The 14,745-nt window shown below is 62.3% G+C and carries 15 protein-coding genes; 6 read left to right on the forward strand and 9 right to left on the reverse strand.

Going from position 1 to position 14,745, the window contains the following annotated elements; all coding sequences use genetic code 11:
* Positions 1-52 precede the first annotated feature (52 nt).
* The 5 genes from rng to mreB form a co-directional block, all read right to left on the reverse strand.
* Positions 53-1,510 carry a ribonuclease G gene (rng, locus tag NPS58_RS24130; RefSeq protein WP_274117776.1) on the reverse strand — a complete coding sequence of 486 codons (1,458 nt, stop codon included), beginning with the start codon at positions 1,508-1,510 and terminating at the stop codon, positions 53-55.
* A gap of 80 nt (positions 1,511-1,590) precedes the next feature.
* Entirely contained in the window at positions 1,591-2,196 is a 606-nt protein-coding gene (locus NPS58_RS24135) for a Maf family protein (RefSeq protein WP_274117777.1), read from the reverse strand.
* A gap of 34 nt (positions 2,197-2,230) precedes the next feature.
* The gene (gene mreD, locus NPS58_RS24140) at positions 2,231-2,719 is read right to left on the reverse strand and encodes a rod shape-determining protein MreD (RefSeq protein WP_274117778.1); all 489 of its coding nucleotides are present in this window, start codon (positions 2,717-2,719) and stop codon (positions 2,231-2,233) included.
* Complete coding sequence (gene mreC, locus NPS58_RS24145; protein WP_425313142.1) at positions 2,719-3,786, reverse strand: rod shape-determining protein MreC; 1,068 nt, start codon at positions 3,784-3,786, stop codon at positions 2,719-2,721. Before mreC ends, mreD begins: the two co-directional genes overlap by 1 nt.
* Positions 3,787-3,952: 166 nt before the next feature.
* Positions 3,953-4,990, reverse strand: a complete 1,038-nt coding sequence (mreB, locus tag NPS58_RS24150) for a rod shape-determining protein MreB (protein WP_008371426.1) — start codon at positions 4,988-4,990, stop codon at positions 3,953-3,955.
* Between the two features lie 202 nt (positions 4,991-5,192).
* Here mreB and gatC point away from each other — a divergent pair, with 202 nt between their 5' ends.
* The 6 genes from gatC (at position 5,193) to NPS58_RS24180 (ending at position 10,358) form a co-directional block, all read left to right on the forward strand.
* Positions 5,193-5,480, forward strand: a complete 288-nt coding sequence (gatC, locus tag NPS58_RS24155; RefSeq protein WP_274117779.1) for an Asp-tRNA(Asn)/Glu-tRNA(Gln) amidotransferase subunit GatC — start codon at positions 5,193-5,195, stop codon at positions 5,478-5,480.
* Positions 5,481-5,496: 16 nt separating this feature from the next.
* Entirely contained in the window at positions 5,497-6,948 is a 1,452-nt protein-coding gene (gene gatA / locus NPS58_RS24160) for an Asp-tRNA(Asn)/Glu-tRNA(Gln) amidotransferase subunit GatA (RefSeq protein ID WP_274117780.1), read from the forward strand.
* A gap of 11 nt (positions 6,949-6,959) precedes the next feature.
* On the forward strand, positions 6,960-8,405 hold the full coding sequence (gatB, locus tag NPS58_RS24165; RefSeq protein WP_274117781.1) for an Asp-tRNA(Asn)/Glu-tRNA(Gln) amidotransferase subunit GatB: 1,446 nt from the start codon (positions 6,960-6,962) through the stop codon (positions 8,403-8,405).
* 87 nt (positions 8,406-8,492) lie between these two features.
* Positions 8,493-8,864: a septal ring lytic transglycosylase RlpA family protein gene (locus tag NPS58_RS24170; RefSeq protein ID WP_274117782.1), complete on the forward strand. Its 372-nt coding sequence runs from the start codon at positions 8,493-8,495 to the stop codon at positions 8,862-8,864.
* Positions 8,865-8,926: 62 nt separating this feature from the next.
* Complete coding sequence (locus NPS58_RS24175) at positions 8,927-9,970, forward strand: calcium/sodium antiporter (RefSeq protein WP_274118252.1); 1,044 nt, start codon at positions 8,927-8,929, stop codon at positions 9,968-9,970.
* Between the two features lie 10 nt (positions 9,971-9,980).
* Positions 9,981-10,358 carry a carboxymuconolactone decarboxylase family protein gene (locus NPS58_RS24180; protein WP_274117783.1) on the forward strand — a complete coding sequence of 126 codons (378 nt, stop codon included), beginning with the start codon at positions 9,981-9,983 and terminating at the stop codon, positions 10,356-10,358.
* Positions 10,359-10,381: 23 nt separating this feature from the next.
* On the opposite strand, the gene NPS58_RS24185 is transcribed toward NPS58_RS24180, so the two are convergent.
* The 4 genes from NPS58_RS24185 to NPS58_RS24200 all read right to left on the reverse strand — a co-directional run bounded on the left by NPS58_RS24185 (position 10,382) and on the right by NPS58_RS24200 (position 14,743).
* Positions 10,382-11,755: an amino acid permease gene (locus NPS58_RS24185; RefSeq protein ID WP_274117784.1), complete on the reverse strand. Its 1,374-nt coding sequence runs from the start codon at positions 11,753-11,755 to the stop codon at positions 10,382-10,384.
* Between the two features lie 50 nt (positions 11,756-11,805).
* Positions 11,806-12,747, reverse strand: a complete 942-nt coding sequence (locus NPS58_RS24190) for an AEC family transporter (protein WP_274117785.1) — start codon at positions 12,745-12,747, stop codon at positions 11,806-11,808.
* 179 nt (positions 12,748-12,926) lie between these two features.
* The gene (locus NPS58_RS24195) at positions 12,927-13,487 is read right to left on the reverse strand and encodes a response regulator transcription factor (RefSeq protein WP_028942805.1); all 561 of its coding nucleotides are present in this window, start codon (positions 13,485-13,487) and stop codon (positions 12,927-12,929) included.
* Positions 13,487-14,743, reverse strand: coding sequence for an ATP-binding protein (locus tag NPS58_RS24200; RefSeq protein WP_274117787.1), 1,257 nt, complete (start codon positions 14,741-14,743; stop codon positions 13,487-13,489). Before NPS58_RS24200 ends, NPS58_RS24195 begins: the two co-directional genes overlap by 1 nt.
* Positions 14,744-14,745: the final 2 nt, after the last annotated feature.

Genomic DNA, 14,745 nt, shown 5'->3' on the forward strand with positions numbered 1-14,745 from the left:
GCAACCGGGCGCTTTGCCACCCGGCCTTGCGGCCAGGTGCAATCAGACTGCGTCAGAGCAGCACCACATCGTATTGTTCCTGGGAATACATGGACTCGACTTGAAAGCGAATGGTTCGTCCGATGAAGGTTTCAAGCTCGGCGACGTTGCCCGACTCTTCATCCAGCAGGCGATCCACCACCTTTTGATTGGCCAGCACTCTATAGCCTTCGGCCTGGTAGGCACGGGCTTCGCGAAGGATTTCGCGGAAAATCTCGTAACAAACTGTCTCGGGGGTTTTCAGCTTGCCCCGGCCCTGGCAGCACAGGCACGGCTCACACAACACCTGCTCAAGGCTTTCGCGGGTGCGCTTGCGGGTCATCTGCACCAGGCCCAACTCGGTGATGCCGATGATGTTGGTCTTGGCGTGATCGCGCTCCAGCTGTTTTTCCAGGGTGCGCAGTACCTGACGCTGATGCTCCTCATCTTCCATGTCGATGAAGTCGATGATGATGATTCCGCCGATGTTGCGTAGGCGCAACTGGCGGGCGATGGCGGTGGCCGCCTCGAGGTTGGTCTTGAAGATGGTCTCTTCGAGATTGCGGTGCCCCACGAACGCGCCGGTGTTGACGTCGATGGTGGTCATGGCTTCGGCCGGGTCGACCACCAGGTAGCCACCGGACTTGAGCGGCACCTTGCGTTCCAGGGCACGCTGGATCTCGTCCTCCACGCCATAGAGGTCGAAGATCGGCCGCTCGCCTGGGTAGTGCTCCAGGCGATCGGCGATTTCCGGCATCAGTTCGGCGACGAACTGCGTGGTCTTCTGGAAGGTTTCCCGGGAGTCGATACGAATTTTTTCGATCTTCGGATTGACCAGGTCACGTAGTGTACGCAGGGCCAGGCCGAGGTCTTCGTAGATTTCTGTCGGCGCCCCGACGGTCTTGATCTGGGCACCGATCTGGTCCCAGAGCCTACGCAGGTAACGGATATCCATCAGGATCTCATCGGCACCGGCGCCTTCGGCGGCGGTACGCAGGATGAAGCCCCCGGCGTCCTGGATGTTTTCCTGGGCTACACAGTCGGTAACCACCTGCTTGAGGCGCTCACGCTCGGCTTCGTCTTCGATCTTGAGGGAAATACCGACGTGGCTGGTGCGTGGCATGTACACCAGGTAGCGCGACGGTATCGACAGTTGTGTGGTCAACCGGGCGCCCTTGGAGCCAATCGGGTCCTTGGTGACCTGCACCACCAGGCTCTGGCCTTCGTGAACCAGCGCGCTGATGCTTTCCACCGCCGGGCCTTCGCGCAGGGAGATCTCCGAGGCATGAATGAAGGCGGCACGGTCCAGCCCGATGTCGACGAACGCAGCTTGCATCCCGGGCAGTACGCGAACCACCTTGCCCTTGTAGATGTTGCCGACAATGCCGCGCCGCTGGGTGCGCTCTACATGAACTTCCTGAAGAACACCGTTCTCCACCACCGCCACGCGCGATTCCATCGGTGTGATATTGATCAGAATCTCTTCACTCATGGCAGGCTCTCGTCAAAGGACTTCAATAATGATGGATCGCTCGCAGGCGACTGGCTAGCAGCTGTCCGGTGTGTCCTCGCTCAACAGGCCGACATCGGTTGCCAGCAAGGAATGGCGAATTGACTGAGCAGCTCGGCGGTTTCACTCAAGGGTAAACCGACCACGGCCGAATAACTGCCCTCAATGCGCTGCACGAACACCGCGCCAAGACCTTGAATCGCGTAGCTGCCCGCCTTGTCCAGCGGCTCGCCGCTGTCCCAGTAGGCTTGTGCTTCTTGTAGGGTAATGTGACGAAAGCGGACCTGACTGGCAACGCAGACGCTCAGGCAACGCTGGCTGTCGGCGACCGCCACTGCTGTCAGTACCTCATGCTCGCGACCGGACAAGGCTGCCAGCATGGCCAGGGCGTCCTCTCGATCGACGGGTTTGCCCAGGATACGGCCCTCCAGTACCACTGCGGTATCGGCACCCAGGACGGCGAACGGCGCTTGCGTCGCCGGGCCTGTCAATGTGGCGATACCGGCGGCCGCCTTGTCCCGCGCCAGGCGCTCCACATAGACGTGCGCAGCTTCGCCTGGCAAAGGGCTTTCGTCGATTGACGCGCTCAATGAAGTAAAAGGAATGCCGATCTGAGTCAGCAGCTCTCGGCGGCGGGGCGAACCAGAGGCCAGGTACAGCAGGGTCATCGTGACTTCTCCCTGTCAACGTCGGGTAGCGGGCTCAGTTGATGCTCAGGCGCAATCGCAGGCCGCGCAGGCCATAGCTGATCCAGGGCCAAAGCAATGCACTGATGACCGCCGACCAGATCAGCGCCAGGGTCGGCAAGCGATTGCCGGTCAGTGCGCTCAGCCACAGCTGGACCAGCTGTGCCAGACCGAAGATCACCAGGATCACCAGGCTTTGTTGCCACATCGGGAACATCCGCAGGCGCTGCTGCAACGACAGCACCAGGAATGTGATCAGGGTGAGGACCAGGGCGTTTTGCCCCAGCAAGGTGCCGTACAGCACGTCTTCGGCAAGGCCAAGGACAAATGCGGTGGTCATGCCCACTTTATGGGGCAGTGCCAGGGTCCAGAAAGCCAGCAGCAATGCCAGCCACATGGGCCGGAAGACTTCCATGAACTGCGGCAACGGCGAAACACTGAGCAGCAGTCCAACGACGAAGGTCAGCCAGACTACCCAGCCGTTTCGGCTGCGAGTACTTACCATCAGTTTCTCTCCCGGGAAGGGGACGGTGCGGTGCCACTGGCCGGTGCCGGGGTTGCCGCTGGCGCGGCGGCAGCAGGCACTGGAGCAGGTGCGGCGTTGGCTGGTGCTGGCGATGGGCTAGCGGCCGCTGGCGCAGGTGCTGCCGGTGTCGCACCGGGCGCAACCGGCTCGGCAGTCCCGGTCAGGCCTTGCCGATCGGCGGCTTCCTGAGCCATCGCGGCATCGCTGGCGCGCTGCTCGGGGGTGCGGCTGTCGGTGAATACCAGCAACAGGTAGCGGCTGCGATTGAGTGCGGCGGTGGGGATGGCCCGGACAATGGCAAACGGCTGACCGGAATCGTGGATCACTTCCTTGACCGTGGCCACCGGATAACCGGCCGGAAAACGCTGCCCCAGGCCGGAGCTGACTAGCAGGTCACCTTCCTTGATGTCGGCGGTATCGGCGACATGACGCAGTTCCAGGCGTTCAGGGTTGCCGGTTCCGCTGGCGATCGCGCGCAAACCGTTGCGATTGACCTGTACTGGAATGCTGTGGGTGGTGTCGGTCAGCAGCAGGACGCGTGCAGTGTAGGGCATCAGCTCCACCACCTGGCCCATCAAGCCACGGGCGTCGAGCACCGGCTGGCCCAGGACCACGCCATCGCGCTCGCCCTTGTTGATCAGGATACGGTGGGTGAACGGGTTGGGGTCGACACCGATCAGCTCGGCGACCTCGACCTTCTCATTGACCAATGCCGAGGAATTGAGCAGCTCGCGCAGGCGCACGTTCTGCTCGGTCAAGGCCGCGAGCTTCTGCACGCGCCCCTGCATCAGCAAGGCTTCGGTCTTGAGTTTTTCGTTCTCGGCGATCAGTTCGGTACGGCTGCCGAACTGGCTGGCGACACCCTGCCACAAGCTCTGCGGCAAGTCGGTGATGTGATAGGACTCCATCAGCACCAGCCCCATCTGGCTGCGCACCGGTTTGAGCAGGGTGAAGCGCGCATCGACCACCATCAAGGTGATCGACAGCACAACCAGCACCAGCAGGCGTACGCCCAGCGAAGGGCCCTTGGCGAAAAGCGGTTTAATGGGCCGCTCCTCGTGGACGACGATTCAAGAGGTCATTCATACGGCAACGCACCGGCCTGCTTGTGGATTGACGGAAAATGACGCCCACACGGACGTCAGCCCAGCACATACAGGTAGCACTGTGGGCACTACCTGTAAACCGGGCGGCATGTTTGCTTCAGCCAGCTTATTCGCTGGAGAGCAGGTCCATGGTGTGTTTGTCCATCATTTCCAGGGCGCGACCGCCGCCACGGGCGACGCAGGTCAGCGGGTCTTCGGCAACGATGACCGGCAGGCCGGTTTCCTGGGCCAGCAGTTTGTCCAGGTCGCGCAGCAGGGCGCCACCACCGGTCAGCACCAGGCCGCGCTCGGCGATGTCCGAGGCGAGTTCCGGCGGCGACTGCTCCAGGGCGCTCTTGACCGCCTGGACGATGGTCGCCAGCGACTCTTGCAGGGCTTCGAGCACTTCGTTGGAGTTCAGGGTGAAGGCACGTGGCACACCCTCGGCCAGGTTACGGCCGCGAACATCGACTTCACGTACTTCGCCACCTGGATAGGCGGTACCGATTTCCTGCTTGATGCGCTCGGCGGTGGATTCGCCGATCAGGCTGCCGTAGTTGCGACGCACGTAGGTCACGATCGCTTCGTCGAAACGGTCGCCGCCCACACGTACGGATTCGGCGTAGACCACACCGTTCAGGGAGATCAGTGCAATTTCAGTGGTACCACCACCGATATCGACGACCATCGAACCACGGGCTTCCTCGACCGGCAGGCCGGCACCGATGGCGGCCGCCATTGGCTCTTCGATGAGGAACACTTCGCGGGCACCGGCGCCCAGCGCCGACTCACGAATGGCACGACGCTCGACCTGGGTCGATTTGCACGGCACGCAGATCAGCACCCGAGGGCTTGGCTGCAGGAAGCTGTTCTCGTGAACCTTGTTGATGAAGTACTGCAGCATTTTTTCGCAGACGCTGAAGTCGGCGATCACGCCGTCCTTCATCGGACGAATGGCAGCGATGTTGCCGGGTGTACGGCCCAACATGCGCTTGGCTTCGGTACCGACAGCGACGACACTTTTCTGGTTGCCGTGAGTACGAATGGCCACAACCGATGGCTCATTCAGGACGATACCGCGCTCACGCACGTAAATAAGGGTGTTGGCAGTGCCCAGGTCGATGGAAAGATCGCTGGAAAACATGCCACGCAGTTTCTTGAACATGGGAAAGTGACCCTAGGCAACGCGTGGGTAAAAAAGTGCGGCAAACTCTAACAACGGCGGGGATTTTGGGCAAGGCGCCAATATGTTAAATTGGCAGTTTTTCCGAGCAAGCCAGCACACGATCGCGGCCTTATGACCGTAAATCTGTCAGCATGTTCCTCATCGCGGACCAATTCCGTTTTTGTTTCCCCAGGAGATCCCCATGGCGCTTGAACGCTGCGACGTGGAAAAGATCGCTCATCTGGCCCGATTGGGCCTCAATGAAGGCGATTTGCCACGCACTACCGATGCCCTGAACAGTATTCTGGGACTGGTCGACCAGATGCAAGCGGTCGACACCACTGGCATCGAGCCACTGGCCCACCCCCTTGAAGCCAGTCAGCGCCTGCGCGCCGATGTGGTAACAGAAAGTAACCAGCGCGACTCCTACCAGGCCATCGCCCCGGCGACCGAAAACGGCCTGTACCTGGTTCCGAAAGTCATCGAGTAAGGGAATAGAGCCTGCCATGCATCAACTGACCCTGGCCGAGATCGCCCGCGGACTCGCCGACAAGAAATTCTCTTCCGAAGAGCTGACCCAGAGCCTGCTGGCGCGGATCAACCAGCTCGACCCGCAATTGAACAGCTTCATCAGTGTCACCGACGACCTGGCTCTGAGTCAGGCGCGTGCCGCCGACGCCCGTCGCGCAGCCGGTGAAACCGGTGCCCTGCTCGGCGCCCCGCTGGCGCACAAGGACCTGTTCTGCACCGAGGGCGTGCGCACCAGCTGCGGCTCGAAGATGCTCGACAACTTCAAGGCGCCCTACAACGCCACCGTGGTTGCCAAACTGGCCGAAGCCGGCGCCGTGACCCTGGGCAAGACCAACATGGACGAGTTCGCCATGGGCTCGGCCAACGAGTCGAGCTACTACGGGCCGGTCAAGAACCCGTGGAGCCTCGAGCACGTTCCCGGCGGTTCGTCCGGCGGCTCGGCTGCGGCCGTTGCCGCGCGCCTGTTGCCGGCAGCCACCGGCACCGACACCGGCGGCTCGATCCGCCAGCCTGCCGCCCTGACCAACCTCACCGGCCTGAAACCGACCTACGGTCGTGTTTCGCGCTGGGGCATGATCGCCTACGCCTCCAGCCTCGACCAGGGTGGCCCGATGGCCCGCACCGCCGAGGATTGCGCGCTATTGCTGCAAGCGATGGCCGGTTTCGACGCCAAGGACTCCACCAGCATCGATGAGCCGGTCCCGGACTACAGCGCCAGCCTGAACGGCTCGCTGCAGGGCCTGCGCATCGGCCTGCCGAAGGAATACTTCGGCGCTGGCCTGGACCCGCGCATCGCCGAACTGGTCCAGGCCAGCGTCAAGGAACTGGAAAAGCTCGGTGCCGTGGTCAAGGAAATCAGCCTGCCGAACATGCAGCACGCCATTGCCGCGTACTACGTGATCGCCCCGGCCGAAGCCTCGTCCAACCTGTCGCGATTCGACGGCGTGCGCTTCGGCTATCGCTGTGAAAACCCGGCAGACCTGACCGACCTGTACAAACGCTCCCGTGGCGAAGGTTTCGGCAGCGAAGTACAGCGCCGGATCATGGTCGGCACCTATGCCCTGTCGGCCGGCTACTACGACGCCTACTACCTGAAGGCGCAGAAGATCCGTCGCCTGATCAAGAACGACTTCATGGCCGCCTTCGAAGGCGTCGACGTGATCCTCGGCCCGACCACGCCGAACCTGGCCTGGAAAATCGGCGCCAAGAACAGCGATCCGGTCGCCGAATACCTGGAAGACATCTACACCATCACCGCCAACCTCGCCGGCCTGCCAGGCCTGTCGATGCCAGCCGGTTTTGTCGATGGCCTGCCGGTTGGCGTGCAACTGCTGGCCCCGTATTTCCAGGAAGGCCGCCTGCTCAACGTCGCGCACCGCTATCAGCAAGTCACTGATTGGCACACTCGCGCACCTAACGGCTTCTGAGGGATCACCACATGCAATGGGAAGTTGTCATCGGGCTGGAGATTCACACCCAGCTCGCCACCCAGTCGAAGATTTTCTCCGGCAGCGCCACCACGTTCGGCTCCGAGCCCAACACCCAGGCCAGCCTGATCGACCTGGGCATGCCCGGCGTACTGCCGGTGCTCAACCAGGAAGCGGTGCGCATGGCCTGCATGTTCGGTCTGGCGATTGACGCCGAGATCGGCCATCACAACGTGTTCGCGCGCAAGAACTACTTCTACCCCGACCTGCCCAAGGGCTACCAGATCAGCCAGATGGAGCTGCCGATCGTCGGCAAGGGCCACCTGGACATCGCCCTGGAAGACGGCACCGTCAAGCGCATCGGCATTACCCGTGCGCACCTTGAAGAAGACGCCGGCAAGAGCCTGCACGAAGACTTCAGCGGCTCGACCGGTATCGACTTGAACCGTGCCGGTACCCCGCTGCTGGAAATCGTCTCCGAGCCCGAGATGCGCAGCGCCAAGGAAGCCGTGGCCTACGTCAAGGCCATCCACGCCCTGGTGCGCTATCTGGGCATCTGCGACGGCAACATGGCCGAAGGCTCGCTGCGCTGCGACTGCAACGTATCGATCCGCCCCAAGGGCCAGGTCGAGTTCGGCACTCGCTGCGAGATCAAGAACGTCAACTCGTTCCGCTTCATCGAGCGCGCGATCAACAGCGAGATCCAGCGCCAGATCGAACTGATCGAAGACGGCGGCAAGGTCATCCAGGAAACCCGCCTGTACGACCCTAACAAGGACGAGACCCGCTCCATGCGCAGCAAGGAGGAAGCCAACGACTACCGTTACTTCCCCGACCCGGACCTGCTGCCGGTGGTCATCGAGGGCGCCTACCTCGACACCATCCGCGCCACCCTGCCGGAACTGCCACCGCAAAAGCGCGAGCGCTTCCAGAGCCAGTTCGGCCTCTCGGCCTACGACGCCAACGTGCTGGCTTCCAGCCGAGAGCAAGCCGACTACTTCGAACAGGTGGTCGGCGTGTGTGGCGATGCCAAGCTTGCCGCCAACTGGGTCATGGTCGAGCTGGGCAGCCTGCTCAACAAGCTGGGCCTGGAGATCGACCAGGCACCGGTCAGCGCCGACCACCTGGGCGGCATGCTCAAGCGCATCCTCGACAACACCATCAGCGGCAAGATTGCCAAGGTGGTATTCGAGAAGATGGCAGCCGGTGAAGGCGATGCCGACCAGATCATCGAAGCCGAGGGCCTCAAGCAGGTCACCGACAGCGGTGCGATCGAGAAGGTCCTGGACGAAGTGCTGGCGGCCAACGCCGAGCAGGTCGAGCAGTACCGCGCCGCCGATGAGGCCAAGCGCGGCAAGATGTTCGGCTTCTTCGTCGGCCAGGCCATGAAGGCCTCCAAGGGCAAGGCCAACCCGCAGCAAGTGAACCAATTGCTCAAGAGCAAGCTCGAAGGTTAATTGCTGATCGCGGTACAAGCCCGCTCCCCTACCCTGTAGGGAGCAGGCGTGTACCGCGATGGCCACACCCCCGGAGCACTTGCATACATGTGGCGTCCCCTCAGCGCACTCGCGCTCTTCACCCTGCTGGCCGGCTGTGCCAGCCACGATATCGATCCACGCGGTTACGACAAGACCGGCACCGCCTCCTATTACGGCTCACGTCACCATGGCAAACGTACGGCCAGTGGCGAGCCATTCAATAAAAACGCCATGACCGCTGCCCACCGCAGCCTGCCTTTCGGCACCCGGGTCAAGGTCACCAACCTCAAGAACGATCGCAGCGTCGTGGTACGGATCAACGACCGTGGCCCGCACACCCGTGGCCGCTTGATCGACCTGTCTCAGGCCGCCGCAGAAAAACTGGGCATGATCCGTAGCGGAACGGCGCGGGTACGGGTACAAAGTCTCAGCGACTGATCCTGTAACGGAGTACGACCATTTTCGACCTGGCCGCTTTACCCACCTTCAGCCTGCTGCAGCTGAGCTTTGGCCTGCTGCTGTTGATCGCCGGTGCCGAACTGCTGGTGCGCGCCGCCCTGCGCCTGGCCGCGAGCCTCCAGGTGCGTCCGCTGATCATCGGCTTGAGCCTGGTGGCCTTCGGCAGCAGCGCACCACAATTGACGGTCAGCCTGCAGGCAGCCTATACCGGCGCACCGGATGTGGCGGTGGGCAGCGTGGTTGGCAGCAACATCTTCAACATCCTCGTCACCCTGGGCCTGGCCGCGCTGATCATTCCGCTGCGGGTCTCGCGACAATTGGTGCGCCTGGATATCCCCCTGATGATCGGCGCCAGCGTGCTGGTCTATCTGTTGGCCCTCAACGAGCTGCTCGGACGCTTGGAAGGTGCGCTGTTGCTGGCAGGCCTGGTGGGCTACCTGGCAATACTCTGGCACCAGTCGCGTCACTATGCCCGCACCTACCCAGCCCCCGGCCCACGCCCCCAACAGGGTGGCGGCTTCTGGATCGCCAGCCTGCTGATGATGCTGACCGGGCTGGGCTTGCTGAGCCTTGCCGGGCACCTGCTGCTGGAGGCCGCCGTCGAGGTGGCCGTCGACCTGGGGTTATCGGAACGGGTGATCGGCCTGACGGTAGTGGCGGTCTGCACCTCATTGCCGGAGCTGGCGACCTCGCTGATCGCAGCACTGCGGGGAGAACGGGAGATCGCCGTGGGCAACGTCATCGGCAGCAATCTGTTCAACTTGCTGGCCGTGCTCGGCCTGACCGCACTGATAGCGCCAGAGCCGCTGTCCATTTCGCCCAATGCCCTGGATTTCGACCTGCCGGTGATGCTCGGCGTCGCCGCCTTGAGCCTGCCGGTGTTCTACTCCGGTTACCGGGTAACCCGCGCCGAAGGCCTGGTGTTTCTCGGCTTGTACCTGGCCTATGGCCTGCACGTGGTGGCCTTCACCACAGGCATGCCGCTGGCCACCCGACTGGAAAAACTGATGCTGTTCTATGCATTGCCAGCGCTCGGGGCGTGCCTGCTGTACACGACCCTGCGCGCCTGGCGCCGCCAACACTAAGGAAAACAACATGGGCGACAACAACAATACCGGCGAACAGGTCCGCCGTCAGGTGATGGGCGATGCATTCGTCGATCGTGCGCTGGGCAACGCCACCGACTTCACCCAGCCACTGCAGGACTTCGTCAACGAACATGCCTGGGGCAGCGTCTGGAGCCGTGAAGGCCTGCCGCTGAAAACCCGCAGCCTGATCACCCTGGCGGCATTGACCGCGCTCAAATGCCCACAGGAGCTCAAGGGCCACGTGCGCGGCGCCTTGAACAACGGCTGCACCGTCGAAGAGATTCGTGAAGCGCTGCTGCACTGCGCGGTGTACGCCGGGGTACCGGCGGCCATCGATGCCTTTCGCGCCGCCCAGGAAGTGATCGACAGCTACCAGCAAGGCTGATCGACCACCCCGGGCCAGGGCCGTCAGTCGGCAGCGACGGCGGCCTTGTGACCCTTTTTCTTCAGCCAGAACGCCACGCCCAGTACCGCCAGCCACACCGGAATCAGCAGCACCGAAATGCGGATGCCCGGAGTCAGGTACATGATCACCAGGATCAGGGCCAGGAAGGCCAGGCAGACATAGTTGGTCAGCGGATAGCCCCAGCTCTTGTAGAACGTCGTTTCGCCAGCCGCCTGCTTGGCTCGCCGGAACTTCAGGTGAGTGATGCTGATGATGCCCCAGTTGATCACCAGCGACGACACCACCAGCGCCATCAGCAAGCCGAAGGCCTCAGCCGGCATCAGGTAGTTGATCACCACGCACAATCCCGTAGCCAATGCCGAAATCCCCAGGGCCGCCAGAGGCACGCCACGGGCATTGACCTTGAGCAGGCGCTTGGGCGCATCACCCTGCACCGCCAGGCCGAAGAGCATGCGGCTGTTGCAGTACACGCAGCTGTTGTAGACCGACAGGGCAGCCGTCAGTACCACCAGATTGAGAAGAGTGGCGACCAGGTTGCTATCCAGCGCATGGAAGATCATCACGAAGGGGCTACCGCCCTGCACTACCTTCTGCCAGGGGTACAGCGACAACAGCACGGCCAGAGCGCCGATGTAGAAAATCAGGATGCGGTAGATCACCTGATTGGTCGCTCGCGGAATGCTGTGGCGGGGGTTGTCTGCCTCGGCTGCGGTGATGCCCACCAGCTCCAGGCCACCGAAGGAAAACATGATCACGGCCAGGGCCATCATCAGGCCGCTGATGCCATTGGGGAAGAAGCCACCGAACTGCCACAGGTTCGCCACGCTGGCATCGGGACCGCCATTGCCGCTGATCAACAGGTAGCCACCAAAGGCAATCATGCTGACGATCGCCACCACCTTGATCAACGCGAACCAGAACTCCATCTCGCCATAGACTTTTACCTGGCTCAGGTTGATCAGGTTGATCACGGCAAAGAAGATCGCCGCCGTGGCCCAGGTCGGAAAGCCCGGCCACCAGTACTGGATGTAGATCCCCACGGCGGTCAGCTCGGCCATGCCCACCAGCACGTAGAGCACCCAGTAGTTCCAGCCGGACATGAACCCGGCGAACTCGCTCCAGTAGCGATGGGCAAAGTGGCTGAAGGTTCCGGAAACCGGCTCTTCGACCACCATTTCGCCGAGCTGGCGCATGATGAAAAAGGCGATCAGGCCGGCAATCGCATAGCCCAGCAACACCGAAGGGCCCGCCAGCTGGATGGTCTGGGCGATACCGAGAAACAGGCCGGTACCGATGGCACCGCCCAGCGCGATCAACTGGATATGGCGATTCTTCAACCCGCGATGCAATCGCTCTGGGGTGATCTCGTCTTGCATGAAATGTCCTCGAAGGTGGGAGCAGTGTTGGAATTATTTGCTTACAGAATCTAGATCCAACCGCCCCACTGCAAGAAAAAGATGCCGATATTGGTGGTAATGGCAGCCATCAGGGTGGTTATGACAATAATGGCCGCCGCCAACTCATGGTTGCCGTTGGTAGACCTGGCCATCACATAGCTGGCCGCCGCGGTGGGGCTGCCGAAGTACAGGAACAAGATGCCCAGCTCGGCCCCGCGAAATCCCCACAACCACGCGCCCAGCGTGGCAAGTATCGGCAACCAGACCATCTTCAACAGGCTCACGCTGACCGCCAGCCCCCCGCTCTGGCGCAGCGAAGCCAGTGACAGGGTGCCGCCGATACAGATCAGCGCCAGCGGCAGGGTCATCTGCGCCAGGTAGTCGGTGGAGGTCAGCAACCAGTTCGGCAATGCCACCTGCCCGTAGGCCATCACCGCCGCCAGCAGCACACTGATGATCAGCGGATTGCGCACGATGCTTTTGCAGATGCTCCACGGATCGGACTTCGCGCTGGAGCTGTACACCGCCAGCACCACCACCGACAAGGAGTTGTAGAGGAGGATCACCAGGCCCGCGAGGATTGCCCCCAGCGAGATCCCGTAGTCACCGTACATGCTCGCCGCCAGCGCCAGGCCGATCACCCCGTTGTTGCCCCGGAACGCGCCCTGGGTATAGATGCCACGATCTTCACGCGGGCACCGCCAGATCGCCAGCCCCCAGGCCAGGCCAAAGCCGATCAGGGTGGCAATGGCGAAGTAGATCAACAGCCCGGGCCGCACTGCGGTGGTCAGGTCAGCGTGATAGATCCCGAGGAACAGCAACGCCGGCATGCAGACGTTGAACACCAGGGCCGAAGCGGTGTGGATGAAGCTGTCGTTGATTGCGTTGATGCGCTTGAGCAACACGCCCATGAACAGCATGGCGAAGACCGGTGCCGTGATGTTCAGCGTCTGGAGAAAAAGGGCGAGCATGCAGGGCGATCCCGGTGACTGTCGTTAGGGGGCTAATGATACGCCTGCGTCGCCGGATAAATCTTGCATTGAACCTGTGGGAGCGGGGCTTGCCCGCGATCGGTCGCAAAGCGACCGTAATTCAGGCAACCCCCCAAAGTGCACGCGGGACTGGCGGGGCAAGCCCGCTCCTACGGGGATCAGCGCCGAACCGGCCGTTTCTGCAGCTTGCGCTGCAAGGTACGCCGGTGCATGCCCAGGGCGCGGGCGGTGGCGGAGATATTGCCCTCATGCTCAGTCAGCACGCGCTGGATGTGCTCCCACTGCAGGCGGTCGACCGACATCGGGTTTTCCGGCACCAGGCTGTCCAGGTCGGCATGCTCGGACAGCAATGCCGCCAGCACATCATCCGCATCGGCCGGCTTGCACAGGTAGTTGCAGGCACCGCGCTTGATAGCCTCGACGGCCGTGGCAATGCTCGAGTAACCGGTCAGGATCACGACGCGCATTTCCGGGTCGAGCTCGAGCAGCTTGGGCAGCAACACCAGGCCCGAGTCGCCGTCCATCTTCAGGTCCAGGGTGGCGTAGTCCGGCACATCCTGCTGGGCCAGTACCAACCCCTCTTCGGCGGAACTGGCCGTACTTACGCGAAAACCCCGACGACTCATGGCCCGGGCCATGACGCGGGTAAAGGTGGCGTCGTCATCTACCAGCAACAGGTGCGGCAGTTCTTCGCCTTCAACCTGAATTTCATCACTCATCACACATCTCCTCGCGCGTCACGCGGCAGGCGTAGCTCGGTAAGCGTACCGCCCTCTTCATGACTATAGAGTTTTACCGAGCCGCCAGCACGGGTCACGCTGGCCTTGCTCAAGAACAGGCCCAGGCCGAAACCCTTGCCCTTGGTGGTAAAGAAGGGTTTGCCGATCGACTCGGCAATAGCCACCGGTACACCCGGACCATGGTCGCGGATACTGATGACCATATCTTGAGCATCCCAGTCCAGGTGCACTTCAAGCTCGTCGGGACAGGCATCGGCTGCATTGTTCAACAGGTTCAGCAAGGCTTGGGTAAGGTCGGGCGGCGGCGCCAGACGCGGCACACTGCCCTGCCCCAGGCGCTGAAAACGATAGCTGGCCTCGGGGCGCATCAGGTGCCAGCGGTTGAGGGCTTCATCCAGCCAGGCGGTCACTTCCTGCTCCTCGACCGCCATGCGCCGATTGGCTTCTGCAGCACGCACCAGGTTCTGCAGGGTTTCCTTGCACAACTTGACCTGGTCCTGGAGCACCGCCAGGTCTTCCTGCAGCAGGGGGTCGTGGTGATCCTGGCGCATTTCCTTGATCAGCACGCTCATGGTCGCCAGGGGCGTACCCAGCTCATGGGCGGCGCCGGCGGCCTGGGTTGCCACGGCCAGCAGTTGCTGGTCACGCAGGCCCTCTTCACGGCGCTCGGCCCGCAATTGCTCCTGGCGCCGCAGTTCTTCAGCCATCTTCGCCGCGAAGAAGGTGATTACCGCAGCGGCCAGGGCGATGCTGAGCCACATGCCGTAGACCTGCATCTTTTCCCGCGCCATGGGGAAGGTTTCCAGCGGATAGAACTGCACCAGCAACAGGCTGTAGGCCGCCAGGGCAATGCCCGAGAGAATCAGCGAATAGACCCAGGGCAGCGTCACCGCGGCAATCGCCAGCGGCACCAGGTAGTAGGATACGAAGGGGTTGGTGGAGCCACCGGAGTAGTAGAGCAAGGCGCTATGGATCAACAGATCGCAGGCCAGCTGGAAGGCGTACTCAAGTTCCGTGACCGGCAGCGACAGGCGCAGGCGCAACGCCGTAAAGGCACACAGTAAGGTCGACAGGCCAAGGGTGATCACCAGCGACAGCCACGGCAACGGCAGCAGATCGGTCCAGTAGGCAACACCTACCGAGCCGGCCTGGGCGGCAAGTACCAGGATGCGGATGAAGGTCAGGCGCCAGAGGTTCTGGCGAGTGGCAGACAGCATTTGTACGGGGGCGAGCATGA

Source organism: Pseudomonas putida, assembly GCF_028682455.1.
In the GTDB taxonomy this organism is placed as follows: Bacteria; Pseudomonadota; Gammaproteobacteria; order Pseudomonadales; family Pseudomonadaceae; genus Aquipseudomonas; species Aquipseudomonas putida_AA.

What these genes read in the sequence shown, in the direction of transcription:
- NPS58_RS24190 (WP_274117785.1), bottom strand. Translation starts at nt 12,747, where the DNA reads ATGCTCGCCCTTTTTCTCCAGACGCTGAACATCACGGCACCGGTCTTC.
- gatC (WP_274117779.1), top strand. Translation starts at nt 5,193, where the DNA reads ATGGCGCTTGAACGCTGCGACGTGGAAAAGATCGCTCATCTGGCCCGA.
- NPS58_RS24185 (WP_274117784.1), bottom strand. Translation starts at nt 11,755, where the DNA reads ATGCAAGACGAGATCACCCCAGAGCGATTGCATCGCGGGTTGAAGAAT.
- NPS58_RS24135 (WP_274117777.1), bottom strand. Translation starts at nt 2,196, where the DNA reads ATGACCCTGCTGTACCTGGCCTCTGGTTCGCCCCGCCGCCGAGAGCTG.
- gatA (WP_274117780.1), top strand. Translation starts at nt 5,497, where the DNA reads ATGCATCAACTGACCCTGGCCGAGATCGCCCGCGGACTCGCCGACAAG.
- NPS58_RS24195 (WP_028942805.1), bottom strand. Translation starts at nt 13,487, where the DNA reads ATGAGTGATGAAATTCAGGTTGAAGGCGAAGAACTGCCGCACCTGTTG.
- mreB (WP_008371426.1), bottom strand. Translation starts at nt 4,990, where the DNA reads ATGTTCAAGAAACTGCGTGGCATGTTTTCCAGCGATCTTTCCATCGAC.
- gatB (WP_274117781.1), top strand. Translation starts at nt 6,960, where the DNA reads ATGCAATGGGAAGTTGTCATCGGGCTGGAGATTCACACCCAGCTCGCC.
- NPS58_RS24200 (WP_274117787.1), bottom strand. Translation starts at nt 14,743, where the DNA reads ATGCTCGCCCCCGTACAAATGCTGTCTGCCACTCGCCAGAACCTCTGG.
- NPS58_RS24170 (WP_274117782.1), top strand. Translation starts at nt 8,493, where the DNA reads ATGTGGCGTCCCCTCAGCGCACTCGCGCTCTTCACCCTGCTGGCCGGC.
- mreD (WP_274117778.1), bottom strand. Translation starts at nt 2,719, where the DNA reads ATGGTAAGTACTCGCAGCCGAAACGGCTGGGTAGTCTGGCTGACCTTC.
- rng (WP_274117776.1), bottom strand. Translation starts at nt 1,510, where the DNA reads ATGAGTGAAGAGATTCTGATCAATATCACACCGATGGAATCGCGCGTG.
- NPS58_RS24180 (WP_274117783.1), top strand. Translation starts at nt 9,981, where the DNA reads ATGGGCGACAACAACAATACCGGCGAACAGGTCCGCCGTCAGGTGATG.